Origin of the sequence: Mesorhizobium australicum WSM2073, assembly GCF_000230995.2 — a bacterium.
GTDB lineage: Bacteria > Pseudomonadota > Alphaproteobacteria > Rhizobiales > Rhizobiaceae > Mesorhizobium > Mesorhizobium australicum.
The window spans coordinates 4,051,462-4,077,478 of sequence record NC_019973.1 but is presented as its reverse complement, the minus strand read 5'-3'; the positions used below and the strand labels follow the sequence as shown (position 1 = coordinate 4,077,478).

The following is a 26,017-nucleotide window of genomic DNA, read 5'->3' as shown; positions in this document are numbered from 1 at the left end:
TCTTTCGAATCCTCATGCGAGTTCAACATGTAGGTGTTCGATGGACGATTTTAAGCCCTTCTGGTTAGCTGACAATATGGCTAGGTGACCAACCTGGCGGTTTTTCGCAATCGTGAAGCCCTACGCTGTCGCGGATCGGAATTTGGGCATGAAAAAACCCGGCCGCGTTTCCGCGGTCGGGTTTTGTCCCGCGCCCAAAGGGCCGGATTTTCAATTCACGGGCGAAAAATTACTTTGCCTTGGCAACGATCGATTCGAACGGCTTGTAGGCCTCCTTGGCGAGTTCGGCATAGAGGTCGCCTATCTTGGTAGCCTCGGCGACGAACGCCTCGTAGGACTGCTTGGCATAGTCGGATTGAATCTCGATCGCCTTGTCCAGCGACTTGGCCGAGAACAGCTTCTCGCACGCGACGCTGCCGGCTTCGAAGCTCTTCTTGGTGTATTCGCCGGCCTCGGTGGCGATCGCCTGCGCGCCCTTGGACAAGGAGGCGAAGCTCTTCAATCCGGTGTCGGCGAACTCCTTGCCATATTTGCTGAAGTCCTCATAGGTCTGGGTCATTTCGTACTCTCCCTGGACGGTTGACGCGCCCTGCCCCGAGCGCCGTTGTGCAATGCATAATATATATTGTGCAGCGCACAAAAGTCAAGAAGTCGGGGGCTCGCGACCCCGCGGGCAGCGGCAATGGCTAAAATTCGAATAAAGGAAGGCTCAAACCCCCAGAAAATGGTGAACGCGGCGGTTACCATAAACGGATTGGTAACGCTGCTCCGCTAGCTTGGCCAGAAGTGAGGCAGGATCCCTTTGCCGCCTCCAGCGCAACGAGAAATTCAAAGGAACTACCAGTGCGTCAGGCGTTGTCGGGCTTCGTTTCCAAATCCGCGTTCCCTCTTAAAACGATCATGATCCTCGCCATGGCGATGACCTTCGTCGTCGCGGACGTCGCCTCGTCGCTCGCGGCGAAATCCGCGGCCATCGTCGTCGATGCCAAAACCGGCAAGGTGCTGTACTCGGCTAATGCCGATGGCCGGCGCTATCCCGCTTCGCTGACCAAGATGATGACGCTCTATCTGACCTTCGAAGCGATGGCGAAGGGCAAGATCAGCAGAAACTCGCCAGTCGTGTTTTCGGCACATGCGTCAGCCGAGGCGCCGACCAAGCTCGGCGTGAAGCCTGGTGGATCGGTGGCGGTCGAGACCGCGATCCTGTCGATCGTGACGAAGTCGGCCAACGACTCGGCGACCGCGCTCGGCGAAATGCTCGGCGGCAACGAAACCAACTTCGCCCGCATGATGACGGCCAAGGCGCGGCAGCTCGGCATGAACGGCACGGTCTTCCGCAACGCCAACGGCCTGCCGGATCCGGGACAGTTCACCACCGCGCGCGACATGGCCACGCTCGGCATTGCGCTCAGGGAACATTTTCCCCAGTACTACGGCTATTTCGCGCAGCGATCCTTTCTCTACGGTCGCCAGCGCATCAATGGCCATAACCGTCTGCTCGGACGCATCAAGGGCGTCGACGGCATCAAGACCGGCTATACCCGCGCCTCCGGCTTCAATCTCGTCTCGTCCGTTAATGACGGCAACCGCCGCCTGGTCGCCGTTGTCATGGGCGGCACATCGGGCGGCAGCCGAGACAACCAGATGGCAGGCCTGATCAACACCTATCTGCCGAGGGCCTCGACCCGCGGTGGCGGCGACCTCGTTGCCAAGGCGGACAGCAACCCCATCAGCGCACTTGCAAAGGTTCTCCTGCCCAAGCATGACGCGCCGACCCCGGACGAAAAGCCGGTGGCCGTGGCGGAAGCCGATACGGCCGTCGCCGACGACGCGACCATTGCCCAGGGCGACAGCGAGGACGAGGATACAGCCGAGGCGGAGGCACCCAAGCTGGTTGTCCCGGCAAAGAAGGTAAAGACGGTCATCGTCTCCGCTCCCAAGGTCGCCACCGCCCAGGTCGTGGCCGCCTATGCCGAGCCCACCCCGGCCGTTGATCCGGTCAGCACCGCGTCGGTTCCGTCAGGCTGGGCCATCCAGGTTGCCTCCTCGCCGAAACAGTCCGAAGCCCAGGCTTTCCTCGACAAGACCATCAAGCAGGCTCCCAAGGTGCTGGCCGACGCTTCCGGCTTCACCGTCGCTTTCGACAAGGACGGCGCCACCTACTACCGCGCTCGCTTCGGCGGCTTTGGGTCCAAGGATGCCGCCTGGAAGGCCTGCACCGCTTTGAAGAAGAAGAAAATCGAGTGCTACGCCGTCCAGCAATAGGACTGCGTGGAAGATATCTCCCGGAAAATTTTTGCGTCGAAGGAGACTAGTTGTGATTGGAGAGCAAGACGTCCTTGGCTTCGTTAATCCGCGCCGCCAGGAAAGACGTGCCGCCGACATCGGGGTGCAGGCGCTGCATCAGGCGGCGGTGCGCCTTGCGGACATCCGCCGCGGCGGCCCCCGCTTCAAGACCAAGGACCTTGTAGGCCTCCTCCTTAGTCATGGCGCCCGGACCTGGCGCAACACCCAGCCCTTCGCCACCGTTCGTCTCAGCGTATTTGCGCCAGACGGGAAATCTGCCGTCAAGATACGTCTCTAGCAACTGCCGGCTCTCCGGATCGCCGGAGAGTTCACGGTAGAGATGCTGCAATTGCGCAAGGGTCATCGAGCCAAGCATCTTGCCATCGTGGCGGCCGGCCAGAACCAGTCCTTCCAGGCCGCCAGTATTGTGATCGAGTTCCATCTCGAGTGCCGCCGTCCGCACCATTGAGCGTTTTCCAGCACCCGGTCTGGCCTTTGGCCCGCCCGTATGCGTGGCGCCGTACCAGGCGATTGCCACGAACAGGATGATGCCGCCGATGCCTTGGCGCCCGACCAGGAGCACGGCGCCACCCACCAGCGCCAGCAGGATCGGTCCCAATTTTCTCATTCCGCTTGCGAGTTGCGCCGGATCCGCGCGGAGAAATGCGGTGGCTACCCCTAGCAGCACCAGCAACAACGCGACCACAATGATAATTGCGCCTAACATTTCGCACCGCCCCGCAGGGGTCCTGTCCGCTCGGACAGCCGCGTGATGTCCTTCAACACTTTTCCTGCGCCAGAATCATGGCCTTTAACCCGGGCCGGAAGGAGGACCATCATGCGAACTGATCCTCCAAAGCGCAGCGGCCTGTGTCGACAGTTCTTCATCGCGCATGGATTTCAAGATGTGGCGTCGTCGCGTCGCTTGCAAGTCCAGCGCGGGGCAAGATTGAGGGCCAGAAAACGCGGGCGCGGCAGCAGGCAATCCTTCACTCAAGCCTTAGAGCAGACCGAGATCGGCCAGCTCGCGCCTGAGTTTCGGCGGCATCTCGACCAATCCCGCCTTGCCCTTGCCGAGGTCGGCCGGGGCGTCCGCCGGCTTCAGGTAACGCCAGCCCTGGAAGGCGCGGCGCGGCTGCCAGTCGGTGCGCACCACCTCGGGGTCGAGCATCAAATGGCAGCGGCCGATGCCGTCGTCATCGGTAAACGGCCGGATTTCCGTGATCAACTGGCGGCACTGCACGCTGCCCTTGATCACCCAGTAGAGCGAACCGCCATCGGTGACCTCGTCGCCACGTGTCGGCATCATGCGGGTGGTGTGCCAGTGTTCGGCTGGTTCGCCGGCACGGCGGCGCTCGTCAAGGCGGAAGGCGATCCACTCTTCGAGATCCTCGACACTGTCGCAACCGACGCAAAGCTTTAGGAGATTGAGAGGCATCGCCCAAGGTTAGTCCGGAGCGCCGAGACGTCAACGGCCTGACGGACTTCTCCACAGTGCCGGCTTGGGCCAGCCCTCAACACTCGACGACATTGACCGCCAGGCCGCCAAGGCTGGTTTCCTTGTACTTCTCGTTCATGTCGAGGCCGGTCTGGCGCATCGTCTCGATCGCTGCATCGAGCGGCACGAAATGCACGCCGTCGCCTTTGATGGCCAGTGACGCGGCCGTCACCGCCTTGACGGCACCCAATGCGTTGCGCTCGATGCAGGGCACCTGGACCAACCCGCCGACCGGGTCGCAAGTCATGCCGAGATGATGTTCGAGCGCGATTTCGGCAGCATTCTCAACCTGCTCGGGCGTGCCGCCCATGACCGCGCACAGGCCGGCCGCAGCCATCGCCGAGGCGGAACCGACCTCGCCCTGGCAGCCGACCTCGGCGCCCGATATCGACGCATTGGACTTGATGATGCCGCCGACCGCCGCTGCCGTCAGCAGGAAGTCGCGAATGCTCGGCTGGTCGGCCTCGGGATGGAAATGCAGCCAGTAGCGCAGCACCGCCGGCAGTGTGCCCGCGGCACCATTGGTCGGCGCGGTGACGACACGCCCGCCCGCCGCATTCTCCTCGTTGACCGCCATCGCATAGATCGACAGCCAGTCATTGGCGAGCAGCGGGTTCGGCCGGTTCTGCTGCCACTGCTCCTGCAGCTTGTCATGGAGTTGCCTGGCGCGGCGGCGCACCTTGAGCCCGCCCGGCATGATGCCGTCCTGCGACAGGCCGCGGTCGATGCAGCCCTTCATGGCGTCCCAGATGGCGTCGAGGCCGGTGTCGAGCGCCTCGCGCGACATCTGCGTCTCCTCGTTGACGCGCTTCATTTCGGCAATGGAAAGGCCGCTCCTGGCCGCCATCTTCAGCATCTCGACCGCATTCTTGAAGGGATACGGCACTTTCTTGCCCTCGGTTGTGACCGAGCCCTTCGACTTCATCCGTTGCAGCTCTTCTTCCGAAACCACGAAGCCGCCGCCGATCGAATAGTAGATGCGTTTGAGCAGCAACCGGCCGCCGGCGTCGTAAGCGTAGAATGCCATGCCGTTGGCATGACCGGTGAGCGGCGTCTTGCGGTCCAGCACCAGATCGGTGGCCGGATCGAAATGGTAGGAGGGGTGGCCGGGCGGTGAAACCAGCTTGTCGGCGGTGATGCGGCTGACAATGTCGTCGGCTCGGTCGGGGTCGACCGTTTGTGGCGTCTGGCCGGCAAGGCCGAGAATGACGGCACGGTCGCTGCCATGGCCGATGCCGGTATAGGCGAGCGAGCCATGCAGGCTGGCGCCGATGCGGTCGACCTTGGCGCCGGCGGGACGCGGCCAGTCGTCGCTCGCGACCTCGTCGAGGAAGCGGCGCGCAGCCGTCATCGGTCCCATCGTGTGCGAGCTCGAGGGGCCGATGCCGATCTTGAACAGGTCGAAAACCGAAAGGAACACGCTGTCTCCTGGGTCACGTCGAGGACTACATATAGGAATTCCCGGGATGTTTCCGCTCTTTTGACAATCGCGGCGCAGCACCTGCCGACCTTGTTTGCTCCGGCAGCGACATCGAGTGCAACGCGCCGTGCAAGGTCATCGAAGCAACCGGGCCGAATATGGTAGATTCGGCGCCATGGGCGATTCCTATCTTTCGACGGCCGATCTCGCGGCGCTGGGCTTTTTCCTCCTCGCATGGGTGCTGCACACGCTCGCCTCGGACGGCCACCTGGTCAGCCGCGTGTCGCTGACCACCGCCATGAATGCGCAACGCGAGGCCTGGATGCGCACCATGGCCGAGCGCGAGATCCGCATCGTCGACACCGCCATCATGAGCGGCCTGCAGCAGGGAACCGCCTTCTTCGCCTCCAGTTCGCTGATCGCGCTCGGCGGCTGCTTCGCCCTGCTTGGCGCGTCGGACCGGGTGCTTGAGGTGCTGAGCACCCTGCCCTTGGGCGGCGCGCCGTCGCGCTCGGCCTTTCAGATCAAGGTGCTGGGACTGGTGCTGATCCTGGCTTTTTCCTTCTTCAAATTCGGCTGGGCCTACAGGCTGTTCAACTACTGTTCGATCCTGATCGGCGCCGTGCCGATCCCGCATGGCGAGGCCTCCCGCAATCCCCTCACGCAAACGGCTGTGTGGCGCGCGACGCAAATGAACATGCTGGCCGGCAAGCATTTCAACTCTGGCCTGCGCGGCGTGTTCTTCTCGATCGGCTATCTCGGCTGGTTCGTCGATCCCCTGGTGTTCGTGCTGTCGACGCTTCTGCTGCTGGCCGTCCTGGTACGGCGGCAGTTCTTCTCCGCGGCGCGGCGCGCGGTGATCGGTCAGCCGCCGGGCGTCGGAAACGGCTGATCGATGCGGCCGGAAAGCCAATAGGCGAAAAGCCCGATCCATTCGCGAACCGCGATGGTCGTGTTCTGCAGTGAATCGGCCGCGTTGTCGCGAAACAAGCCGATGCCTTCCCGACCCGAGGTGCGATAGTCGACCGGCCATTGGACAGTTGGAAAACCTGCCTTGTCGAACAGGGCCTTGGCGCGCGGCATGTGAAAGGCTGATGTCACCAAAAGCCATGTCTCGCCAGGTTTGGGCTTGACCAGTTCGCGGCTGAAGACCGCGTTCTCGTAAGTGTTGCGGGATTTGTCTTCGAGGAGCAGCTGGTCGGCCGGGACACCCAGCGCCTCGAGCAGGCGCGGCGCGGTGTCGGCATCACCTTCGCCGTCGAAGAACAGTGAACCGTTTCCACCGGAGACCACCACCTTTGCCTGCGGGAAACGCCTGGCGAGGATCGCGGTCTCAACCATGCGATCGCCGCTGCTGTTCAATTCATAGCCGCCGCGCACAAGGTTGATAGCGCCCTCGAAGCCGCCGCCGAGCACGACGATGCCGTCTACCTTCTCCGGCAGCGGCGGCCTGGGAAAGCGTTCCTCCAGCGGATTGAGCATCATCGCTCCAAGTGACGTCCACGCCGACAGCGCAAGGATCAGAAACGCCAGCACGCCGCCGCTGACGGCAAGTCGCCGCCGGCCGGCCATCCCGGCGAGCAGGCCTGCCAAAAGCAGGAAGATCGTCAGGTTGAGCGGCTGGATGAAGAACCAGAATATCTTGGAAAGATAGTAGAACATCGCTCACTCATTACAGCCCGCAAGGCTGTCCAAAATCGATCGCGATTTTCAGGACCATGCGTCAGGCGAGCGATATCCTTACCACCACTTCTCCGGCTGGAATGTGCCGGCCGCCTGCTCGATGACGGCGGCGGTCTGGAACAGCGTCTCTTCCTCGAACGGCCTGCCGATCAGCTGCAGGCCGAGCGGCAGCCCCTTGGGGTCGAGGCCGGCGGGCACTGCGATGCCGGGCAGGCCGGCCATGTTCACGGTCACGGTGAAAATGTCGTTGAGATACATCTTGACCGGATCGGCGGCCATGTCCTCGTCGGCGATGCCGAAGGCAGCGGACGGCGTCGCAGGTGTCAGGATGACATCGACGCCGGCGGCGAAGACATTTTCGAAGTCGCGCTTGATCAGGTTGCGCACCTTCTGAGCCTGCAGGTAGTAGGCGTCATAGTAGCCGGCCGACAGCACATAGGTGCCGATCATGATGCGGCGCTTGACCTCGCGGCCGAAGCCGGCGGCGCGGGTCTTCTCATACATCTCGACGATGTCCTTGCCCGGCACGCGCAAGCCGTAGCGGACGCCGTCATAGCGGGCGAGGTTGGAAGAAGCTTCCGCGGGCGCCACGATGTAATAGGCCGGCAGCGCGTATTTGGTGTGCGGCAGGGAGATGTCGACGATTTCGGCGCCCGCGTCCTTGAGCCAGGCAATGCCCTTCTGCCACAGCGCCTCGATCTCTTCCGGCATGCCGTCGACACGGTATTCCTTGGGAATGCCGACTTTCATGCCCTTGATCGGCTTGCCGATCGCCGCCTCGTAGTCCGGCACCGGCCGGTCGACGGACGTGGTGTCCTTGGGATCGACCGAGGCCATGGATTTGAGGAGAATGGCGGCGTCGCGCACGTCGCGGGCGATCGGTCCGGCCTGATCGAGCGACGAGGCGAAGGCGACGATGCCCCAGCGCGAGCAGCGGCCATAGGTCGGCTTGATGCCGACGGTCCCGGTGAACGCGGCTGGCTGGCGGATCGAACCGCCGGTGTCGGTGGCGGTTGCGCCTGCACACAGGAAGGCCGACACGGCGGTCGCCGAACCACCGGAAGAACCACCCGGCACCAGCTGCGCATTGTCGAGGCTACGCTGGGTTTTCGTGCCACCTGCCGAGACGAAGCCGCCATCACCCTGATGCGTCGTCGGCATCACCACCGTATCGAGGCGCGAACGCCGCCACGGGTTGATGACCGGGCCGTAGTAGGAGGTCTCGTTGGACGAGCCCATGGCGAATTCGTCCATGTTGAGCTTGCCCAGCATGACCGCGCCGTCGGCCCACAGGTTGGACGTGACCGTTGATTCATAGCGCGGCTTGAAACCGTCGAGCACGTGGCTGCAGGCCTGGGTGTGGACGCCTTCGGTACCGAACAGGTCCTTGATCCCGAGCGGAATGCCTTCCAGCGCACCGCCCTCGCCCTTGAGCAGCCTGGCGTCCGACGTCTTGGCCATGTCGCGCGCCTTGTCGCCCGTCACCGCCACATAGGCATTGAGCGCCGGATTGGCGCGATCGATCGCCAAGAGATAGGCTTCGGTGATCTCGGTCGCGGTGATTTCCTTGGCGCGCAGCTTGGCGCGGGCCTGCGAAATCGTCAGATGGGTCAGGTCGCTCATCAAAGGCTCTTTTCGTAAAACACCGACCACTCGGAATCGGGATAGTCCAGCACCGGGCCGCAGCGCGAGAACCCGGCGCGTTCATAGACGGTCCAGGCGGCGGGATGGCGATCGCCGGTCTCCAGCACCAGCCGCTTCAACCCTTCATCGCGCGCCAGCGCCTCGACCCGTTGGACGATTCCAGCGCCGATCTTGCGGCCACGATGCGAAGGCCTCGTGTACATACGCTTGACCTCGCCAATGGCATCGTCATGGCGCTTGAGTGCACCACAACCAATGGCGACGCCGTTGTCCCGAGCGATGAAAACCGTCGTGTCCGTGCCTGCCATCTGCTCGACCGTCAGGTGGTAGCAGTGCTCCGGCGGCGTCAGTTCGAGCAAGGTCGCGTTTAGTTCCGCGACCAGGCTGCGCACGTCGTCCTGCAGCGGCGTTTCGATGGCGATCTCGATAGCCATCGGTGCCTTACTCCACGACCTTCGGCACGAGGAAGAAATTCTCGTCGGTCGCGGGCGCGTTGGCGACGATGTCGGCCGCCTTGTTGCCGTCGGTGACGACATCGCCGCGCTTCTTCATTTCCATCGGCGTCACCGACGTCATTGGCTCGACGCCGGAAACATCGACCTCGTTCAACTGCTCGACGAAGCCCAGTATGGCATTCAACTCGCCGGTCATACGCTCGGCATCTTCCTCGCTCACCGCGATGCGGGCGAGATGCGCCACGCGCTTCACTGTCTTGACATCAACGGACATGTATTTGCCTCGGGGAAAACCAGTCCGGGCTATAGCGGCGCGGCGCGCGACGCGCAACATGTGCCGCCCGACAATCGGGCAACAACCTCATGGCAGGGCAATGCCCGCGCACAGATAGTAGCTGCCGCTGTTGCCGCTCGCCTCGCTTTCATCGTCGATCGGCCGGGCCGACACGAGATCGACCTGCGTCGGGTTCATCTGCGTCACCGACAGGACGTCAGGAAAGACATAGCCCGGCTCCTGGCAGATCGCCGTCACAGCCCAGCTCGGCGAGCGTGTCGCCTTGCTGACCTGAACGAATTCGCAATTGTATTCGACGCCTTGCAGGCCGTTCTTCGAAAGAACGATGTTGCCGGCATCGATCAGCGTCTGCAGCGTATCCTTTTTGGCTTGGGTACAGAGTTCCTCCGACTGGAGATAGACACCTTCGATGAAGTCATCCGCAGCAAGCGCGGGCGACGCCGCGACAAACATCGATACGCAAAGAGATCGCCCTAATGCCATGGATTTGTTCCGCTTTGGCTGTTCTAGATGGTAATCGTTTCACCAATCTTCGGCAATGCAAGCTTGACCCCAGATCCTTCCAGCCCGGCTTCGAACTTCTCGGGCGTCGGGTCGATCATTGGAAACGTGCCGAAATGGCAAGGGACCACCGTTTCGAACTTGAAGAAGCGGCGGCAGGCAAGGGCCGCCACCGCACCGCCCATGGTGAAGCGATCGCCGATCGGAACGATGCCAATCTTTGGCTCGTGCAATTCATTGATCAGCGCCATGTCGGAAAAGATGTCGGTGTCACCCATGTGGTAGAGCGTCTGGTCTTCCGGGAAATGCAGGACCAGCCCACCCGGATTGCCGAGATAGACGTTCTTGCCGCCCTCTTCGCCAAAGGAGGACGAATGCAGCGCCTGAACGAAAGTGGAGGTGAAACCGCCGCAATCGACCGTGCCGCCAATGTTGCCGGGATTGATCTTCTTGTCGCTGACGCCCCTGCCGACAAGGTACATGCAGATCTCGAAATTGGCGACCAGTTGCGCGCCGCTCTTGCCGAGCACTTCCAGCGCGCCGCTGATGTGGTCGCTGTGCCCGTGCGTCAAAAGAACATGCGTGATCCCTTCGGCCGGTCCTTCCCACCCGTCCGTCCAGGACGGGTTGCCGATCAGATAGGGGTCGATGAGGATTTTCGCGTCGCCGGTTTCGATGCGGAAGGCCGAGTGGCCATACCAGGTCAGTTTCATGAATGCATTTCCTCGATTTTTCCCGAGCCAAAGGATAGAACGCCGATAGCCTTGAGATCAAAGGGTATAGTGTCCGCCGGGCATCCGAAAGGACGCGTGCTGTCGAAAAAACGAGGGAAAACCGTTGACCGTCATCACGATTGAGCAATTGCCGGCACGGCTCGCCAACGGCAGGACCTTGGCGGGGCTCGATCTCGGCGACAAGACGATCGGCGTGGCGGTTTCCGATCGGGGGTTCTCCTTCGCTCATCCGCGTCCAGTCATCATCCGGCGGAAATTCTCGCTCGACGCCGCCGTCCTTCTGGCATTGCTGACGAAGGAGAATGTCGGTGCGGTGGCGATCGGATTGCCGATCAACATGGATGGATCGGAAGGTCCGCGCGCACAGAAATCGCGCGCCTTCGTGCGCAACATGGCGCGGCTAAGCGACCTGCCCTTCGTATTCTGGGATGAGCGGCTGTCGACCGTCGCGGCCGAACGGACGCTGATAGAGATGGATTTCTCGCGCGCCAAACGCGCCGGCAAGATCGATTCGGCGGCGGCCGCCTTTATTCTGCAGGGAGTTTTAGACCGGCTTCAGTCACTCGATGCAGCCGATCGAACGGGACCGGACCCGTCCAGCGACGCCTGACCCAGCCCAATATCTCGCGACGCCTGCGAAACACCCATATCGCCACGAGCAGCAAGCCATCGAACACGCAGGCTTTTGCCACCATGCCCGGGATGGTCGCGGGGTCGATGCCGAGCATCTGACCGTAGAGCTGGAACACGAAATCGTGCAGCTGCCGGCTGAGCATCACATAGCCGAAATTCATGTCGTTGAGCGACAGGTAGAACCAGCCCCAAAACAGCGCCATCGGCGCGGCCCACAACGCGAAGATGTAGCGCATCAGCGGCCTCCCTTCCCGTTCGGGCCGGTCCGTCCCGATATCATGGAGAGCAGCGAATTGTGCGCCGCGGCTTTCGCCATGCTGTGCGCCGTGGCGTGGAAATCCTCCTCATCCAGCGCAGCTACCGAACGCCGTTCGGCAAGCATTGCGACATAGGAGACCAGAAGTGCGGCCAGTTGCACTGCGACCACCATGAACAGGCCGTTGATGCCTTGGGCCGCACCGCCGATCAGGATCATCGACATCACCCCGGAAGCGGAAATGAAGGCGATGCGAACGACGCTGTCGGCGCCGGGGCTGGACGCGTCGTTGATCAGTGTATCGACAAAGGCCCAGAAGAACAGCACCGCCACGACCAGCAACGCGATCGCCAGCGGAGCGACCACGACGATGTTCTCCAGATTGACAAACTGGGCGCTCTCGACGGTCACGCCGAGTACGCCGAGAGCCGCCGTCACACCTCGATTTCCATCGATACAGATCACCGCGAGCAGGGCAAAAACGATCGCCCAGTGCACGGACAGAAAGGAGGTCAGTACGTGTCGCATCGTGATTCCTGCTTCGACAGGAATGACAGTGGGCTTTGCGGTTCGCCGCCGCAACGGAAACCATTTGTTAAGGTTAACGGCGACGGCGGGTCAGTGGGGATTCCGGCAACGCCCCTCGAACATGAACGGCATCTCCGTCAATTCACCGGCGGATAGAGCGTATCGATGATCATGCGCGCGTCGTGGCGCGAATCGAGCATGCCGTAGGTATTGCGCCACTGGCCCGCGAGCCGCGTCTCGACGAAGGCATCGGCGATCCGCCCTGCCCCGAGCCGACGCAACTCGGCGGCCGCCGCAGAGAGCGCAAGCTGTTCCGTCAGCAGCCGGGCCGAGCCCTCGTCGGTCGAAGCGACCTGCATGGCCGCCTTCAGAACGCCGATCGTGCCGCGCCCGCCGGCGCCGAGGTCGCGATCGATGCCGGTCAATACTTCTTCGAAAAGCCCCGGCGCGCGGCCAAGCACGCGCAGCACGTCGAGCGCCATGACATTGCCCGACCCTTCCCAGATCGCGTTGACAGGCGCTTCGCGGTAATAACGGGCGAGCGGAGCTTCCTCGACATAGCCATTGCCGCCAAGGCACTCCATCGCCTCGTAAAGCAGCGGTGGCGCGATCTTGCAGACCCAGTATTTGACGACCGGCGTCATGGCGCGGGCGAACGCCGCCTCGCCGCGATCGCTCGCCGCCTCGTCGAAGGAACGCGCCAGCCGGAACGACAGCGCGGTCGCCGCGGCAACATCGAGCGCCATGTCGGCCAGCACGCGCTGCATCAACGGCTGCTCGATCAAGGTCGAACCGAACACCTGGCGATGGCGGGCATGATGGATCGCTTCGGCCAGCCCGGCCCGCATGATCGCCGAAGACGCCACCGCGCAGTCGAGCCGGGTCAGCGTCACCATGTCCATGATCGTCTTGACGCCGGCGCCGGGTTCGCCGACCATCTCCCCGATGGCGTTGACGAATTCAACCTCGGAAGACGCGTTCGAGCGATTGCCGAGCTTGTCCTTCAGCCGCTGGAAGCGAAAGCCGTTGCCAGACCCGTCGCCGAGCACGCGCGGCACCAGGAAGCAGGACAGTCCCTCCGGCGCCTGTGCCAGCACCAGGAAGGCGTCCGACATCGGCGCCGACATGAACCATTTATGTCCCGTCAGGCGGTAGAAGCCGCTACCGACGCGTTCCGCCCGGGTCACATTGGCACGCACATCGGTGCCGCCCTGTTTCTCGGTCATGCCCATGCCGAGCGTCAGTCCGGTCTTTTCGACGGGCGGCTTCTGGCTCTGGTCGTATTTGCGCGTCGTCACGCGCGGCGCCCATTCGCGAAACAGTTTTGGGCTGGCCATCAATGCCGCCAGCGAGGCGCTGGTCATGGTGATGGGGCAGAGATGCCCGGTCTCGAGTTCCGCCGTCAGGTAAAAACGGGCGGCGCGCACCTGATGGCGGCGGCCGATCTCGGCGTCGCCATTTTCCCAGACCGAGGAATGCAGGCCGTTGGCCACCGAGCGGCGCATCAAGGCGTGGTAGGCGGGATGGAATTCGACCAGGTCGATGCGCCGTCCCTGGCGATCGTGCGTCCTGAGTTTCGGCGTCTCGACATTGGCGAGGCGCGCCAGTTCCTGCGCTTCTTGCGTCAGCACGAAACGGCCGAGCCCGTCGAGATCCTTGCGCACCGGATCGGAAAAGCGCTCGGCAAGCTGGATCAGCAACGGATCGCCTCGCCAGGCGTTGCCGCCCGTCAGCGGCGGCGGCTGGTTCGTTACGTCGTCGGTCACGCCCAATCCTTCTAGCCGATCCTTCTAGAAAGGCCCTATTGTCGGAAAGCCTCGAATCCGAGGCCGTCGGCTTAGATATAGCCAAGCGTTGCTGCGCGCGCGACGAAAATACCGGCCGATCTAATCGGCTATCTACACGAAAAAATTGAGGAGAACGGCGTCAATCCAAAGCGGGTGCTTGCGGGCGCGAAATCCGCACCCTATAGCAGCCCCTTGAGATGACCGACGCTTCGTCCCTGCCACTCTACCCTCACCGCCATCTTCTGGGCATCAGCGACCTTTCGCCCGCCGACATCGAGCTTTTGCTCGACAGGGCGGATCGGGCGGTCGCGATCTCGCGCCAGTCCGAAAAAAAGACCTCGACGCTGCGCGGCCGCACCCAGATCAATCTCTTCTACGAAGCCTCGACCCGCACGCAATCCTCGTTCGAGCTGGCCGGAAAGCGGCTTGGCGCCGATGTCATGAACATGTCGGTGGCGAGTTCCTCGGTAAAGAAGGGCGAAACGCTCATCGACACCGCGATGACACTCAATGCCATGCGGCCCGACATATTGATCATCCGCCATCAGTCGGCGGGCGCGGCGGCCCTCCTGGCGCAGAAGGTCGGCTGCTCGGTGGTCAATGCCGGCGACGGCGCCCATGAACACCCGACACAGGCGCTGCTCGACGCGCTCACCATCCGCCGCGCCAAGGGTGCGCTGTCGAAGCTGATCGTGGCGATCTGCGGCGACATCCTGCATTCGCGTGTGGCGCGCTCCAACATCATGCTGCTCAACGCACTCGGCGCACAGGTGCGGGTGGTGGCGCCCTCGACGCTGTTGCCCTCGGGCATCGACAGGATGGGCGTGATCGTCTGCCGCTCGATGGCGGAGGGCCTGAAGGACGCGGATGTGGTGATGATGTTGCGCTTGCAGCGCGAGCGCATGGAAGGAGCCTTCGTGCCGTCGGTGCGCGAATATTTCCGCTATTTTGGTCTAGACGCCGAGAAACTGAAGGCCGCCAAGGATGACGCGCTTGTCATGCATCCTGGCCCGATGAACCGCGGTGTCGAAATTGCTTCGGAAATCGCCGACGGCCCGCAAAGCGTCATCCAGGAGCAGGTGGAAATGGGCGTCGCCGTGCGCATGGCGGTGATGGAAGCGCTGCTCGATTCCCGCCGCAATCAAGAGGGCCGCAATCAAGAGGGCCGCAATCAAGAAGGCCGCGGCGCATGAGCATCACGGTCTTTGAACGCGCCCGCATCGTCGACCCGTCACGCGGCCTTGATGAAGTCGGCTCCGTCATAGTCGAAGGTAGGAAAATCGTTGCCGCGGGCAAGGCGGCGCTGAACCAGGGCGTCCCCGACGGCGCTACGGCGATCGACTGCAGCGGCAAGGCGATCATCCCCGGCCTGATCGACGGCCGGGTCTTCATCGGCGAGCCCGGCGCCGAACATCGCGAAACCATCGCTTCGGCAAGTGTCGCCGCAGCGGCCGGCGGCGTCACGTCCATCGTGATGATGCCAGACACCGATCCGGTGATCGACAATGTGGCGCTGGTCGAATTCGTGCTGCGCACCGCCAAGGACACGGCCGTCGTCAATATCTTTCCGGCCGCCGCCATCACCAAGGGCCTCCACGGACGCGAAATGACGGAGTTCGGCCTGCTGCGCGAGGCGGGTGCGGTCGCCTTCACCGATGGCAGGCATACCATATCGAGCGCGCTGGTGATGCGTCGCGCGCTAACCTATGCGCGCGATTTCGGCGCCACCATCGTCCATGAAACGCAGGATGCCGATCTTGGGTCGTCGGGCGTCATGAACGAAGGCCTGTATGCCAGTTGGCTCGGCCTCTCCGGCATTCCACGTGAAGCCGAATCCATCCCGCTCGAGCGTGACCTCGCGCTGGCGCAGCTGACGCAAGGTTCGTACCACGCCGCGAAGATCTCGACGGCAATGGCGGCAAGCGCCGTGGCGCGTGCGAAGGCCGACGGCGCGGCAGTGACATCGGGCGTGTCGATCCACAATCTGTCTCTCAATGAAAACGACGTTGGCGAGTACCGCACCTTCTTCCGCCTGACGCCGCCGCTGCGGGCCGAGGAGGACCGGTTGGCGATGATCGATGCGGTCAAGGACGGAACGGTCGATGTCATCGTCTCCTCGCACGATCCGCAGGACGTCGATACCAAGCGCCTGCCCTTCGCCGACGCCGCGGCCGGTGCCATTGGCCTCGAAACCCTGCTGGGCGCGGCCTTGCGCCTCTACCACAATGGCGACGTGCCCCTGCTCAGGCTGATCGAAACCTTGTCCACCGCGCCGGCGAGGTTGTTTGGATTGGCCGGCGGCACGCTGAAGCCAGGCGCCGTCGCCGATCTCGCGCTTGTCGACCTCGATGAACCCTGGATAGTCAGCGAAAGCGGTATCCGCTCGCGCTCGAAAAACACCTGCTTCGAAGGCGCACGGCTGCAAGGCAAGGTCTTGCAAACGCTGGTGGCGGGCCGCACAATATTTTCTGCCTGAGCCGGCGGTAGCCATGCGACTTCAGGCATGGTTGGGGGAACGCGGGGGGAACAATGACTTACGGCCCAATCCTGGCGCTGGTGTTCGGCTATCTGCTGGGCTCGATTCCGTTCGGCCTGCTGCTTACCCGCGCGGCCGGCCTTGGCGATGTGCGCAAGATCGGTTCAGGCAATATCGGCGCCACCAATGTGCTGCGCACCGGCAACAAGGGGCTTGCCGCCGCGACTTTGCTGCTCGATGTGCTGAAAGGCACGGCCGCCGTGCTGATAGCAAGCCATTTCGCGCCTGAAGCCGCGATCTGGGCTGGTCTCGGCGCCTTTCTGGGCCACCTGTTCCCGGCATGGCTCGGCTTCAAGGGTGGCAAGGGCGTCGCCACTTATCTCGGCGTGCTGGTCGGCCTTGCCTGGCAAGTCGCATTGATCTTCGCTGTCGTATGGTTGGTGATGGCTTTCCTCTTCCGCTACTCATCGCTGGCGGCGCTGGCTGCTGCCGTGGTGGTACCGATCGCGCTTTATTTCCTGAGCACGCCGCAGATAGCCATTCTGTTCGTGGTGATGAGCATCATTGTGTTCATCAAGCACCGAGAAAACATTTCGCGACTGATTGCCGGCTCCGAAGGCAAGATCGGAGCCAAGGGGTGAGCGAACCGGCCGCCGGGCCGCGTCTCACCGATCGCCAGCGGCTGAGCTGGCTGCGGCTGATCCGCACCCAGAATGTCGGCCCTGCCTCCTTTCGCGACCTGATCAACCGTTTCGGTTCGGCCGAAGTCGCGTTGGAAATGCTGCCGGAACTGATGATTTCCGGCGGCGCCAACCGGATCGTGCGCATTCCTTCCCTTGCCGAGGCCGAGGCCGAGATGGAGGCCGCGCGGCGAGTTGGAGCACGCTTTGTCGGTATTGGGGAGGCGGACTATCCGCCGCTGTTGCGCAGCATGGACAATCCGCCGCCGATGCTGGCGGTCAGGGGCAATGCCGCGGTGTTCCGGTTGCCGGGTGTCGCGATAGTCGGCGCCCGCAACGCATCGCTTGCCGGCATCAAGATGGCGCGCATGCTGGCAGCCGATCTCGGACGAGACGGCTACGGCATCGTCTCCGGCCTGGCACGTGGCATCGACACGGCGGCGCATCAGGGCAGTCTCTTGACCGGTACGGTCGGCGTGCTCGCCGGTGGGCTCGACCTGCCCTACCCGCCCGAAAATGCCGGTCTGTGCGATGACATTGCGGAGCGTGGCGCCATCATCTCGGAAATGCCGTTCGGCTGGCAGCCGCGTGCCCAGGATTTCCCGCGCCGCAACCGCCTTGTCGCGGGCGCCGCTCTTGGGCTGGTGGTGGTCGAGGCAGCACAGCGCTCAGGCTCGCTGATCAGCGCCAGGCTTGCCGGCGAGATGGGCCGGTTGGTCTTTGCGGTACCCGGCTCCCCGCTCGATCCGCGCGCGGCCGGTACCAACGGTCTGCTCAAGGACGGCGCCACGCTGGTCACCGAAGCTTCGGACATTTCCAGGGCGATCCTTCCGCTGACCGGCATGCGGGCGCCTGATCTGCCGCCGTTTGAGGACCCGCCCGACTTTTCGGCCACACCGCCACCAGGGGAGAGCGACCGGGCCAAGGTGATCGAGGCGCTGGGGCCGACACCGGTGCCGATCGACGAGATCATCCGCCACACCGGCCTGCATCCCGCCCAGGTCTTCATGGTGCTGCTTGAACTCGACCTTGCCGGCCGCCTCGAGCGTCACGCCGGTGGAAATGTTTCGCTTGTTTTCGGGGAAGGCTGACCGCCCTCAGTGGCGGCTGGTCTTTCTATCTCCGGTCTCGTCGTAATCCTGCATGTTGGCGTCAAAGAGATCCTTTTGAACAAACTGGCGCCAGACCTCATCCGCGTCCTGCGGGCGCGACGGATCGAAACTCGGCTGGGTCTCGTGCGTATTCGGCAGCGACCGCCGGCGTAGCCAAGCAGGCATGATCTCCAAGATGAGACTGGTGAATTGGGTCATCACGGACTCCTTCGATTGAAGGGATGGACCAGGCCGGTCGATCCACCCAAATTACGCTGGCTCACCGCACCCAGCCAAGCCAAAGCCTCCCCGACGTCGGCAAGCACATGGCGCGCCGCTGTCGGTCCGTGCGGTTTGATGCGGATCGACATGCCGTCCATCTCGTTCACGGCCTCGAAACCATTTTCGTCGGATGTGTCGTCGCCCAGAAACACCGGCCGCCGCCCCTCGAAAGCCGGCAGATCCAGAAAGCGCCTGATGGCCGCTCCCTTTGCTGCCTCCAGCGGCATCAATTCAACGCCGGCATTGCCGGCCAGCACCCGATATCCCGTAGGCAACCTGCCCAACGCCTGTTCGACCAGTTGCGTCGCGCGCTGCAACAGTTGCGGTGCCGCGCGCGTGTGGACTGCCAGGATCGGTCCCTTGCGCTCGATATAAACGTCCGAACTGCCCAGCTCCGCTTCGATTTCCTCGGCAAGTGCCGCAATGTCGGCCGGCTCTCCCGCTGCCTCGACCGGGCCGTCGCGGATGAGCCTGTGCTCAAGCCCATACAGCCCGGCGGCGCGCAATCTGAGCGGCTGGAAAAGATGGTCGACCGCGGCGATCGATCGTCCCGTGATGAACGCCAGAGCTCCATCCAATTGCAATTCGAGCCTCGCCAGCAGCGTACGCAATTCATCGCCGACAACCACCGCATCGGGATGCGCGGCGTGTTCGAGAAGCGTGCCGTCAATGTCCAGGAACAAGGCCCACGGCCCTGTTGGGAGCTCAGGCGCGGGCAGCTTTGGCAGAAGCGACATCACAGCGCCGCCACCCGTCTGCGATCGAGCAGCGAGATCACGTTGCCCGATGAGGTCGGGGCGGCGCCGACGGCGCGATCGACCGCAACGCGTTTGCGCAGGCGCGCGGCATCGAGAAGCATGCTGCCTGCCCACCGGTAGACATTATTGTCGCGAACGACCTCACGCATCCTTTGCATGCGCTGCCGCTGCTCTTCCGACGACATCGTCAAAGCCTGCAACAAGGCGTCGCCCATCATTGTGGCGTCGTAGGGATTGACGATCAGCGCTTCCAGCAATTCCTTGGAAGCGCCGGCGAACATGCTGAGCAGCAGGACCCCCTGTTCGTCATTGCGCGCCGCGACGAACTCCTTGGCCACCAGGTTCATGCCGTCATGCAGGCTCGTGACCAAGCAAACGTCGGCGGCCCGGTAAATTTCGTAGACCTGTTCCTGCGAATGATGTTCCGTGACCATCAGGACGGGAGTGTAGCCGTCGCGGCCATAGCGCCGGTTGAGATCCTCGGCTTGACGCAGACACTCTTCATGCAACTGTTGGTATGCGGGCAAGGTGCCGCGACTGGGTGCCGCGATCTGCAGGAAGGCGACCTTGCCAATCCATTCCGGATGGAGCCTCAGCAGCTCGTCGAGTGCGGTAAAGCGATCGAGGATGCCCTTGGTGTAGTCGAGACGTTCGACGCCGACACACAGCCTGACATCGTCCGCCAGCCCGAACTTTTCACGAACATGCCGCCGGCATTGCGCCACGTCGGGCAGCTGGGCCTGTCGAGCCGGCTCCCATTCGATTGAAATTGGATACGCGTGAACCAGGCTGATCTGGCCGCCATAGGAGATGGCGGAATCCTCGCGCTCGATCCTGCTCTCCAGGAAGCGGTCGACGCTGTCGATGAAGTTGTTGCAATGGAACTGGGTGTGAAAGCCGACGATCGAACTGCCCAGCAATCCTTCTAGGATCTTCTCGCGCCATGGGCAGATGCTGAATACCTCGGAATTCGGCCATGGAATGTGCCAGAAGGTGATGATGATGGCTTCCGGCAGGCGCTCCCGGATCATCCGCGGCAACAGGGCGAAATGGTAGTCCTGGACAAGCACGATGGGCCGCTCGTTGCGTGCCTCCGCGACGACGGTGTCGGCGAATTTGCGGTTAACCGCCTCGTAGGCCTCCCAGTCGGAAGCACGGAATATCGGTCGGGTGAAGGCTATGTGGCACAGCGGCCAAAGCCCCTCATTGGCAAAGCCGAGATAATAGCCTTGCTGTTCTTCCTCGCTCAGCCAGACACGGCGCAACGTATAGGAAGGGTTTTCCGGCGGCACTTCGACGCGGTCGTTTTCGTCCACCACCAGCGCATCGGCCGAACCGCCGCCATAGGCGATCCATGTGCCCGCACAGGCGCGCGTGATCGGCTCCAGGGCGGAGACCAGCCCGCTGGCGGGTACGACCAGCTGGATGCCGTCGCCGTTGCGGTTATGGATGTAGGGTTCGCGATTTGACACCACGATCACCTGTGCATCGGGAAGTTCCTTCGCCAGAATGTGACGCAACGTTTCCGGCGACCATTGGACGAGGGCGGCGGCCGCGGATTGCCCGTTCTTTTCGAACTCCGGCAATGGGCTGCGAACGGATCCTGCTTCGAGACGGGCGAGCTTCATGTTTCTGGCCCGGCGCGCCCGTGACAGCACCACCGCGAGCGCGACGCATGAGATGCCGACAATTACGAGAACGAAGAGCCACAGTGCGGCCGAGGGTACGACCAGGTACGAACTGTTGTCGGGCATTTCGAATTGATTACCTTTCAATGGGACGCGGCAGATCCACCGACAGGAACTCCAGCATCCTTGGCGTGCTGATCCAACGTTCCGCACCCGGTGTTGGTTCCGATTTTTCAGCTCTTGACCACCAGTGGCACCAATCCTTCATGCGCATCCGCAAGGAAGGCACCGACACGATCCCCCACGCGCTGAAACGTCAGGTCCACCGCCACATGTCCCACCGAGAGATGGCGAATGACAAGATTGTCGATGCCGATCGGCAAGTGCGGCCGGGTCACGTGAATTTCGTTCGTCCAACCGTCGATCTGTAGGCCGAGGCAGGCCTGCATGAGCATGAAGGCGGAGCCCGCGGACCAGGCCTGCGGCAGGCAAGCCACCGGATAGGCAATCGGCGCTTCGCCGGCCGAGCGCGTGAACCCGCAGAACAGTTCGGGTAGCCGCATGTTGAAATGAACCGCGGATTCGAAGGTCCCGCTCATCAACCGCACCACGCTGTCGCGGATGCCGTATCGCGCCAGCCCGGCGGCGCAGATCGCGGTGTCGTGCGGCCAGATGGAGCCGTTATGATAGGACATCGGATTGAAGAAGATCGCATCGTCCGCCAGCGTTCTCAGCCCCCAGCCGGAATGGAACGAAGCCGACAGCAGCTGGTCGGCGACCATGCGTGCGCGATCCGGATTGGGAAGGCCGACATAGAGCAGGTGACCAGCATTGGACGTGCGCACCTTGCAGGGTTGGCCGTCGCCATCGATCGCCAGCGCATAGTAGCCAAGCTCTTCGATCCAGAAATGGCGTTCGACTTGTTGGCGAATGGCATCGGCGCGCAGCTCCCAATTCTCCGCCCGCTCCTCTTCGCCGCGCAGCCGTGCCAGCTTTGCCAATCCCCGGAATGCTGCAAACACGTAACCCTGCACCTCGACCAGCGCGATCGGCCCTTTCGGAATGCGGCCGTCGGCATGGAAGACGGAATCGAAGCTGTCCTTCCATCCCTGGTTGGCAAGGCCGGATTCCGCGGCGCGCTGATAGGTAAGAAACCCTGTCGAACGGCTCGCTGTCTCGATCCACTCGGCGGCGGCGCACAGCGATGGCCAAAGGCCATCGATGAAAGCCGTGTCTCCCGTGCGGTCCGCATAGGCGCAGGCGAGAAGGATGTAGAGGGGCGTCGTATCGACGCCGCCATAGTAGCGGCCGAACGGCAACTCGCTCAGCGCCGCCATCTCGCCCTTGCGGGTCTCGTGCATGATCTTGCCGGGCTCGGAATCGCTGAAGGGAGAGGTTTCGGTCGCCTGGTGCTGGGCGAGAAAGGCAAGCACGCCACGAGCCAGGCCGGGATTGAGCCAAAGCATCTGCAGAGCTGAAATCACACCGTCGCGGCCGAAGGCGGTGGAGAACCACGGGATCCCGGCATATGGGTAAGGCCCGGTCGCCAGTTCCGTGGTGAGCAATGCCACATCGGCACGCGCCCGTTCCATCCAATCATTGAAGACGCGGCCTGAACTGTGCAGCGTTGCCCCATGCCGGCGCTTGGCGCGCATGCCGAAACGGGCGCGCGCCGCCGCGGCCCGGAAACGTTCACTTTGCGGGCGGGCCGTTGTCTTGCTCCCCACCTCCACATACAGCGTCTGGCGGCTGCGCTTGGTGACGGCAATGAAGAAATCCGCCCGCTCGGAGGTCAGTTGATCCGGGGGCTGTGAAAACGAAATGGCCGAGGTCCGTACGACCTTGTCCAGCCCTTCGTAGCGGAGCACGACCGAACTCTGGTCGATCTCGGCCGTGTGCGCGGTACCGCGCTTGGAGCGGGTCGAGCCCCGGACTTCGAACATGTCGCGAAAATCAACACCGAAGCGCAGTGACACCAAGACCGTCGAATGCTCCCGGCTATAGTTCGAGAGCGTGATGCGTTCATATAGCCTTTCCTGCCACAGAAGCCTGACCCGCTCGATATGGATCGCGCCCTGCGGAATCTGGCGGCCCGCGGCGCTCTCGATCGGCAGATTGGTCAGGTTGCTGGTGAACAGGACGTTGTCCTGGCTGAGCGATGCGCCCAGCAGCGACAACGATCGCCCGCCAACCGTCAGGCGAAATTCGGAGAGCACGCGCGTGTCGTCGCGGAAGAAGCCGTCGCCGGCGCCACGTATGTCGCCATAGGCGTCGGCGACGGCAAAGCAATCGCCATGCTTGAGAGCGTAAAGCCGATGCGGCTCCCTGGGCGCGGTTTCGTCCAGGGAAGCCAGTGCTATCGCAGGATCGAGCTTGCGCTCGTCGAGTTGGGTAATGGTCAAGAAGATTGTCCCGTGCTGGTTTCCGAACGGGTTGAAGATCTATGAGGCCCTGCTCTCTTCGTGGCCGGTGGTCAGCCGCGAATAGGCCTCGACATAATCCCTGGCCATTCTATCGGCCGAAAACCGCCTTTCGAAGGCCGTTCTTATTCGTCGCCTGTCGAGTTGCAGGAGAGCCGGCATCGAGGCGACGGCATCTTCGATGGTTTCGACGACAAAGCCGGTGACCCCATGATCGATGATCTCGGGCATAGCGCCGCAACTCCAAGCCATGACCGGGGTTCCGCACGCCATGGCCTCGATCACCGCAAGCCCGAAGGGTTCAGGCCAGTCGATGGGAAACAGCAAGGCGGCCGCATTGCCCAGAAACCGGGCCTTCTGGTCCTCACCAATCTCGCCGACATACTCGACCCGGTCGCCATCGATCAGCGGCTGCACGACTTCCTCGAAATAGGCGCGGTCGCCATCGCCCACCTTGGCGGCGAGCTTCAGTTTCAGGCCGGTTCGGCGGGCAATCTCGATTGCCCGGTCCGGCCGCTTGTCGCGTGACATTCTGCCGAGAAAAGCCAGGTAGGTACCGTCCGAACCGGCCTCGAAATCGGCCTCATAAAGGTCAAGCGGCAGCCCGTGATGGATCGTCGCCAGCCAGTTCGCGGATGCGAACCGCGCCCGCTGGCTGCGGGATATGGAAATCATGGGGAACCGCGGGAACCGGTCATAGGCTTGCGCGAGGTCCGCGTAATCTAGCCTGCCATGCGGCGTTGTCACCGTGCGCTGCGGCATATCACGGAAAAACGGGAAATGCAGGAAATGGCTCAGATGGAAATGCACGACGTCGAAGTCGTCGGCCCGTTTGCGCACTTCGTCGAGCATCGACAAATGTGCCGCGATCTCGGACTTCAGCGGACGCGGATCGAGACGAAGCGCCCTTTCGCGGCATGGCACCAGTTTGGCGGAGCTCTTCGTGTCGCCGCTGGCAAACAACGTCACCTCGTGGCCGAGATCGACGAGAGCTTCGGTAAGATACGAGATGATACGCTCGGTACCCCCGTAAAGTCGTGGCGGCACCGATTCGTAGAGTGGTGCGACATGGGCAATCTTCATGTCCCGGCGTCCCTCAATGAGCTGGTCATAGAGCCAAAATGCATCAAGGCCCGGATCGTTCCTATATCAGCGCAAGATGCGTCGAATGATCGATCCGTCCCCTGTTTGAGTAGATCCGCCGCCCTATTTCCTTCTGGTGCTGTCGACCTTGCGCTTGCGGCAGCCGAAGGAGGCCCAGATGCAGCAACCCAGGGATATCGCAGCGCGGCGCCTGAGCATGATCATCGAGCAATATGTCGAGGCCAGAAAACGGCATTTTGGCTTTGTGTCGACTGATCAGGCTGCCCGAGTGATCCGCAGAACCCTGAAGCCCGATCCTTCGGAGCCAGCGCTTTCCGATCACGACCTCGACGACATGGTCGCCGCCCTCGCCGTGAAGAACGGCCTGGCCGTCATCTTCGACCGTGGCGTGCGGGGACCGGCCAACGGCGCCGAGGCCGACCTGAACAGAAAGGAACCGATCATGCGAGCACCGACGGAGACCCCGGATGTTGCCGGCGCGGTGGACGCTATCCTGAGCGATCGCACTGCCCAGCTTTCGATGAGCGCGGTCATCTCGTTGCTGCGCGAACGGACCGGCACCAAGCGATCCGACGCGGATCTGACAGGACTGATCGCCAAGAAAGCCGCCGTTCTGGACGTGCACCTGTCAGGAGGCGCCTGAACGGTCGTTGAGCGCCGCAAAGATACATGGGCAAATCAAAAGCGCTGGCATGTCATTTGACGATGGTGAGCGCGATGGGATTCGAACCCATGACCTACTGATTAAAAGTCAGTTGCTCTACCGGCTGAGCTACGCGCTCCCGCGGGCTCGAAAAGGCCGCCCTCGAAATTGCGCGGAACATAGGGAGAGTGCCGCGACCGGTCAACCGGAAAAGAGGGGTTCCAAACCTGCTCTTTGCCCTAATTCGCTGCCCCTTGCTTGTTCCCCCCGGGTTCTGGCGACCAGCCCGGCGGTTTGGGTTTCGTGCGGGAACGGCTGCCTACACGGCGGAACAAATCCGACGCACTGTCGTTTTTTGCCAAAGGGACGTTCGCCAACCCTCGAGGAGAATACCAATGAATAGAATCACAACGGGCCTGCTTGCCGCCACCCTTTCGGCGACATTCGTCGCGGCGGAGGTGGTGCCGGTCAACGCCCAGCCCAACTTCGTGCCACTCTCCCAGGCGGCAGCGCCGGATGTGCAGACGGTGCAATACCGGGAGTGGAGGAGAAACCGCTCCTTCGACCGCAATTTCTCGCGCAATCGAAGCTTTAGCCGCAACGGTGACATGTATTGGAATGGGCATCGCGGCTATCGTGAATATCGCCGCGGCTATCGCCGTCATGGCGACTACTGGTTCCCGCTGGCCGCCTTCGCGACTGGCGCGCTGATCACCGGCGCGATTGTCAACAACGAGAACAACCGCGTCTATGAAGGCAACTCGCACGTTCAGTGGTGCTACGATCATTATCGGAGCTACCGCGCTTCCGACAACACCTTCCAGCCGAACAATGGTCCTCGTCGGGAGTGCCGCTCCCCTTACTGATCCGTATTGAGTATCAGTAGCTGGTAATGGTGAGTAAAGGCCCGCGTGTAGAAGACGCGGGCCTTGTCGCGTCTATCCTAACATGGTTGGCAGTGGTCGCGTTTGTCGCTGGCCCAGCTCAGGCTCTTGATAACCAGGTAAAGACCGCCGCCTTTGCCGCGGGGAGAGCGGTACGCTCCAACAGCGTCGCAAATCCGTACCATAGCCCCGCTGAGTTCCCATCCGAGTGCTTCGAGGTCGTCGTCGGTATCGACCACGTAAGCCTGCGCCAGCTCGTCGATGCCGTTCTGTTCCCCGAAGGATCGGACCTGCTTTGCGTCCGCAAGGAGTTCGTCGGGCAGGTTGGAGT

General features: G+C 62.7%; 28 protein-coding genes and 1 tRNA gene. 9 read left to right on the top strand and 20 right to left on the bottom strand.

The annotated features are described in order from the left end of the window. Positions 1 to 229: 229 nt before the first annotated feature. Complete coding sequence (locus MESAU_RS19520; protein WP_015317766.1) at positions 230 to 559, bottom strand: phasin family protein; 330 nt, start codon at positions 557 to 559, stop codon at positions 230 to 232. Between the two features lie 284 nt (positions 560 to 843). Between MESAU_RS19520 and MESAU_RS19515 the strand changes: the two genes are divergently transcribed. Beyond that, positions 844 to 2,265 (top strand): D-alanyl-D-alanine carboxypeptidase family protein, encoded by a 1,422-nt coding sequence (locus tag MESAU_RS19515; protein WP_015317765.1) that lies wholly within the window; start codon positions 844 to 846, stop codon positions 2,263 to 2,265. Positions 2,266 to 2,311: 46 nt separating this feature from the next. On the opposite strand, the gene MESAU_RS19510 is transcribed toward MESAU_RS19515, so the two are convergent. The 3 genes from MESAU_RS19510 to MESAU_RS19500 all read right to left on the bottom strand — a co-directional run bounded on the left by MESAU_RS19510 (position 2,312) and on the right by MESAU_RS19500 (position 5,204). Next, positions 2,312 to 3,013, bottom strand: coding sequence for a DnaJ domain-containing protein (locus tag MESAU_RS19510; protein WP_015317764.1), 702 nt, complete (start codon positions 3,011 to 3,013; stop codon positions 2,312 to 2,314). Positions 3,014 to 3,286: 273 nt separating this feature from the next. After that, positions 3,287 to 3,724: a DUF1489 family protein gene (locus MESAU_RS19505; RefSeq protein ID WP_015317763.1), complete on the bottom strand. Its 438-nt coding sequence runs from the start codon at positions 3,722 to 3,724 to the stop codon at positions 3,287 to 3,289. Between the two features lie 76 nt (positions 3,725 to 3,800). Continuing rightward, positions 3,801 to 5,204, bottom strand: a complete 1,404-nt coding sequence (locus MESAU_RS19500) for an L-serine ammonia-lyase (RefSeq protein ID WP_015317762.1) — start codon at positions 5,202 to 5,204, stop codon at positions 3,801 to 3,803. Between the two features lie 175 nt (positions 5,205 to 5,379). Here MESAU_RS19500 and MESAU_RS19495 point away from each other — a divergent pair, with 175 nt between their 5' ends. Continuing rightward, positions 5,380 to 6,096, top strand: coding sequence for a DUF599 domain-containing protein (locus MESAU_RS19495; protein WP_015317761.1), 717 nt, complete (start codon positions 5,380 to 5,382; stop codon positions 6,094 to 6,096). On the opposite strand, the gene MESAU_RS19490 is transcribed toward MESAU_RS19495, so the two are convergent. From MESAU_RS19490 to MESAU_RS19465, 6 genes are all read right to left on the bottom strand, one after another. Next, entirely contained in the window at positions 6,069 to 6,866 is a 798-nt protein-coding gene (locus MESAU_RS19490; protein ID WP_015317760.1) for a YdcF family protein, read from the bottom strand. The two genes, MESAU_RS19495 and MESAU_RS19490, sit on opposite strands and share 28 nt — an antisense overlap. Before the next feature lie 78 nt (positions 6,867 to 6,944). Continuing rightward, complete coding sequence (locus MESAU_RS19485) at positions 6,945 to 8,510, bottom strand: amidase (RefSeq protein WP_015317759.1); 1,566 nt, start codon at positions 8,508 to 8,510, stop codon at positions 6,945 to 6,947. Continuing rightward, on the bottom strand, positions 8,510 to 8,965 hold the full coding sequence (locus tag MESAU_RS19480) for a GNAT family N-acetyltransferase (protein WP_015317758.1): 456 nt from the start codon (positions 8,963 to 8,965) through the stop codon (positions 8,510 to 8,512). The genes MESAU_RS19485 and MESAU_RS19480 overlap by 1 nt, the downstream gene beginning before the upstream one ends. Before the next feature lie 7 nt (positions 8,966 to 8,972). Continuing rightward, a complete protein-coding gene (gatC, locus tag MESAU_RS19475; protein ID WP_015317757.1) occupies positions 8,973 to 9,260 on the bottom strand; it encodes an Asp-tRNA(Asn)/Glu-tRNA(Gln) amidotransferase subunit GatC in 288 nt (95 codons plus the stop codon). 87 nt (positions 9,261 to 9,347) lie between these two features. Next, the gene (locus MESAU_RS19470) at positions 9,348 to 9,764 is read right to left on the bottom strand and encodes a hypothetical protein (protein WP_015317756.1); all 417 of its coding nucleotides are present in this window, start codon (positions 9,762 to 9,764) and stop codon (positions 9,348 to 9,350) included. A gap of 23 nt (positions 9,765 to 9,787) precedes the next feature. Beyond that, positions 9,788 to 10,495: a metal-dependent hydrolase gene (locus MESAU_RS19465; RefSeq protein ID WP_015317755.1), complete on the bottom strand. Its 708-nt coding sequence runs from the start codon at positions 10,493 to 10,495 to the stop codon at positions 9,788 to 9,790. A 124-nt stretch (positions 10,496 to 10,619) separates the two neighbouring features. On the opposite strand from MESAU_RS19465, the gene ruvX reads away from it, so the two are divergent. Then, complete coding sequence (gene ruvX, locus MESAU_RS19460; RefSeq protein ID WP_015317754.1) at positions 10,620 to 11,126, top strand: Holliday junction resolvase RuvX; 507 nt, start codon at positions 10,620 to 10,622, stop codon at positions 11,124 to 11,126. Here the strand turns inward: ruvX and MESAU_RS19455 are convergent. From MESAU_RS19455 to MESAU_RS19445, 3 genes are all read right to left on the bottom strand, one after another. Further along, entirely contained in the window at positions 11,044 to 11,385 is a 342-nt protein-coding gene (locus MESAU_RS19455) for a DUF6105 family protein (RefSeq protein ID WP_015317753.1), read from the bottom strand. The genes ruvX and MESAU_RS19455 overlap by 83 nt on opposite strands. Then, positions 11,385 to 11,933, bottom strand: coding sequence for a hypothetical protein (locus tag MESAU_RS19450; RefSeq protein WP_015317752.1), 549 nt, complete (start codon positions 11,931 to 11,933; stop codon positions 11,385 to 11,387). The genes MESAU_RS19455 and MESAU_RS19450 overlap by 1 nt, the downstream gene beginning before the upstream one ends. Positions 11,934 to 12,070: 137 nt before the next feature. Next, the gene (locus tag MESAU_RS19445; protein WP_015317751.1) at positions 12,071 to 13,699 is read right to left on the bottom strand and encodes a DNA alkylation response protein; all 1,629 of its coding nucleotides are present in this window, start codon (positions 13,697 to 13,699) and stop codon (positions 12,071 to 12,073) included. 218 nt (positions 13,700 to 13,917) lie between these two features. Between MESAU_RS19445 and MESAU_RS19440 the strand changes: the two genes are divergently transcribed. Genes MESAU_RS19440 through dprA form a run of 4 tightly spaced genes read left to right on the top strand, consistent with a single transcriptional unit; the run spans position 13,918 to position 17,967 of the window. Next, positions 13,918 to 14,913, top strand: a complete 996-nt coding sequence (locus tag MESAU_RS19440; RefSeq protein ID WP_015317750.1) for an aspartate carbamoyltransferase catalytic subunit — start codon at positions 13,918 to 13,920, stop codon at positions 14,911 to 14,913. Further along, on the top strand, positions 14,910 to 16,196 hold the full coding sequence (locus tag MESAU_RS19435) for a dihydroorotase (protein ID WP_015317749.1): 1,287 nt from the start codon (positions 14,910 to 14,912) through the stop codon (positions 16,194 to 16,196). The genes MESAU_RS19440 and MESAU_RS19435 overlap by 4 nt, the downstream gene beginning before the upstream one ends. Before the next feature lie 53 nt (positions 16,197 to 16,249). After that, complete coding sequence (gene plsY / locus MESAU_RS19430) at positions 16,250 to 16,837, top strand: glycerol-3-phosphate 1-O-acyltransferase PlsY (RefSeq protein WP_015317748.1); 588 nt, start codon at positions 16,250 to 16,252, stop codon at positions 16,835 to 16,837. Continuing rightward, positions 16,834 to 17,967 (top strand): DNA-processing protein DprA, encoded by a 1,134-nt coding sequence (gene dprA, locus MESAU_RS19425; RefSeq protein ID WP_015317747.1) that lies wholly within the window; start codon positions 16,834 to 16,836, stop codon positions 17,965 to 17,967. Before plsY ends, dprA begins: the two co-directional genes overlap by 4 nt. 6 nt (positions 17,968 to 17,973) lie before the next feature. On the opposite strand, the gene MESAU_RS19420 is transcribed toward dprA, so the two are convergent. The 5 genes from MESAU_RS19420 to MESAU_RS19400 all read right to left on the bottom strand — a co-directional run bounded on the left by MESAU_RS19420 (position 17,974) and on the right by MESAU_RS19400 (position 24,138). After that, positions 17,974 to 18,186: a hypothetical protein gene (locus MESAU_RS19420; RefSeq protein WP_015317746.1), complete on the bottom strand. Its 213-nt coding sequence runs from the start codon at positions 18,184 to 18,186 to the stop codon at positions 17,974 to 17,976. After that, positions 18,186 to 18,986, bottom strand: a complete 801-nt coding sequence (gene otsB / locus MESAU_RS19415) for a trehalose-phosphatase (RefSeq protein WP_015317745.1) — start codon at positions 18,984 to 18,986, stop codon at positions 18,186 to 18,188. The genes MESAU_RS19420 and otsB overlap by 1 nt, the downstream gene beginning before the upstream one ends. Next, positions 18,986 to 20,761: an alpha,alpha-trehalose-phosphate synthase (UDP-forming) gene (locus MESAU_RS19410; protein WP_015317744.1), complete on the bottom strand. Its 1,776-nt coding sequence runs from the start codon at positions 20,759 to 20,761 to the stop codon at positions 18,986 to 18,988. Before MESAU_RS19410 ends, otsB begins: the two co-directional genes overlap by 1 nt. A gap of 107 nt (positions 20,762 to 20,868) precedes the next feature. After that, positions 20,869 to 23,031, bottom strand: a complete 2,163-nt coding sequence (locus MESAU_RS19405) for an amylo-alpha-1,6-glucosidase (protein WP_041163831.1) — start codon at positions 23,029 to 23,031, stop codon at positions 20,869 to 20,871. 45 nt (positions 23,032 to 23,076) lie between these two features. Further along, positions 23,077 to 24,138, bottom strand: coding sequence for a glycosyltransferase family 4 protein (locus MESAU_RS19400; protein WP_015317742.1), 1,062 nt, complete (start codon positions 24,136 to 24,138; stop codon positions 23,077 to 23,079). Positions 24,139 to 24,316: 178 nt separating this feature from the next. Between MESAU_RS19400 and MESAU_RS31670 the strand changes: the two genes are divergently transcribed. After that, the gene (locus MESAU_RS31670; RefSeq protein WP_015317741.1) at positions 24,317 to 24,802 is read left to right on the top strand and encodes a hypothetical protein; all 486 of its coding nucleotides are present in this window, start codon (positions 24,317 to 24,319) and stop codon (positions 24,800 to 24,802) included. Between the two features lie 63 nt (positions 24,803 to 24,865). Here MESAU_RS31670 and MESAU_RS19385 read toward each other — a convergent pair. Continuing rightward, positions 24,866 to 24,941: transfer RNA gene (locus MESAU_RS19385), tRNA-Lys, on the bottom strand. A 256-nt stretch (positions 24,942 to 25,197) separates the two neighbouring features. On the opposite strand from MESAU_RS19385, the gene MESAU_RS19380 reads away from it, so the two are divergent. Further along, positions 25,198 to 25,668: a BA14K family protein gene (locus tag MESAU_RS19380; protein WP_015317740.1), complete on the top strand. Its 471-nt coding sequence runs from the start codon at positions 25,198 to 25,200 to the stop codon at positions 25,666 to 25,668. Positions 25,669 to 25,745: 77 nt separating this feature from the next. Here MESAU_RS19380 and MESAU_RS32315 read toward each other — a convergent pair whose 3' ends face one another. After that, entirely contained in the window at positions 25,746 to 26,009 is a 264-nt protein-coding gene (locus tag MESAU_RS32315) for a DUF6882 domain-containing protein (protein WP_342447704.1), read from the bottom strand. Positions 26,010 to 26,017: the final 8 nt, after the last annotated feature.

Excerpts from the sequence above, each read along its gene's own strand:
- MESAU_RS19520 (WP_015317766.1), bottom strand. The coding sequence starts at position 559 with ATGACCCAGACCTATGAGGACTTCAGCAAATATGGCAAGGAGTTCGCC.
- MESAU_RS19510 (WP_015317764.1), bottom strand. The coding sequence starts at position 3,013 with ATGTTAGGCGCAATTATCATTGTGGTCGCGTTGTTGCTGGTGCTGCTA.
- MESAU_RS19505 (WP_015317763.1), bottom strand. The coding sequence starts at position 3,724 with ATGCCTCTCAATCTCCTAAAGCTTTGCGTCGGTTGCGACAGTGTCGAG.
- MESAU_RS19495 (WP_015317761.1), top strand. The coding sequence starts at position 5,380 with ATGGGCGATTCCTATCTTTCGACGGCCGATCTCGCGGCGCTGGGCTTT.
- MESAU_RS19490 (WP_015317760.1), bottom strand. The coding sequence starts at position 6,866 with ATGTTCTACTATCTTTCCAAGATATTCTGGTTCTTCATCCAGCCGCTC.
- MESAU_RS19485 (WP_015317759.1), bottom strand. The coding sequence starts at position 8,510 with ATGAGCGACCTGACCCATCTGACGATTTCGCAGGCCCGCGCCAAGCTG.
- MESAU_RS19480 (WP_015317758.1), bottom strand. The coding sequence starts at position 8,965 with ATGGCTATCGAGATCGCCATCGAAACGCCGCTGCAGGACGACGTGCGC.
- gatC (WP_015317757.1), bottom strand. The coding sequence starts at position 9,260 with ATGTCCGTTGATGTCAAGACAGTGAAGCGCGTGGCGCATCTCGCCCGC.
- MESAU_RS19470 (WP_015317756.1), bottom strand. The coding sequence starts at position 9,764 with ATGGCATTAGGGCGATCTCTTTGCGTATCGATGTTTGTCGCGGCGTCG.
- MESAU_RS19465 (WP_015317755.1), bottom strand. The coding sequence starts at position 10,495 with ATGAAACTGACCTGGTATGGCCACTCGGCCTTCCGCATCGAAACCGGC.
- MESAU_RS19455 (WP_015317753.1), bottom strand. The coding sequence starts at position 11,385 with ATGCGCTACATCTTCGCGTTGTGGGCCGCGCCGATGGCGCTGTTTTGG.
- MESAU_RS19450 (WP_015317752.1), bottom strand. The coding sequence starts at position 11,933 with ATGCGACACGTACTGACCTCCTTTCTGTCCGTGCACTGGGCGATCGTT.
- MESAU_RS19440 (WP_015317750.1), top strand. The coding sequence starts at position 13,918 with ATGACCGACGCTTCGTCCCTGCCACTCTACCCTCACCGCCATCTTCTG.
- MESAU_RS19435 (WP_015317749.1), top strand. The coding sequence starts at position 14,910 with ATGAGCATCACGGTCTTTGAACGCGCCCGCATCGTCGACCCGTCACGC.
- plsY (WP_015317748.1), top strand. The coding sequence starts at position 16,250 with ATGACTTACGGCCCAATCCTGGCGCTGGTGTTCGGCTATCTGCTGGGC.
- MESAU_RS19420 (WP_015317746.1), bottom strand. The coding sequence starts at position 18,186 with ATGACCCAATTCACCAGTCTCATCTTGGAGATCATGCCTGCTTGGCTA.
- otsB (WP_015317745.1), bottom strand. The coding sequence starts at position 18,986 with ATGTCGCTTCTGCCAAAGCTGCCCGCGCCTGAGCTCCCAACAGGGCCG.
- MESAU_RS19410 (WP_015317744.1), bottom strand. The coding sequence starts at position 20,761 with ATGCCCGACAACAGTTCGTACCTGGTCGTACCCTCGGCCGCACTGTGG.
- MESAU_RS19400 (WP_015317742.1), bottom strand. The coding sequence starts at position 24,138 with ATGAAGATTGCCCATGTCGCACCACTCTACGAATCGGTGCCGCCACGA.
- MESAU_RS31670 (WP_015317741.1), top strand. The coding sequence starts at position 24,317 with ATGCAGCAACCCAGGGATATCGCAGCGCGGCGCCTGAGCATGATCATC.
- MESAU_RS19380 (WP_015317740.1), top strand. The coding sequence starts at position 25,198 with ATGAATAGAATCACAACGGGCCTGCTTGCCGCCACCCTTTCGGCGACA.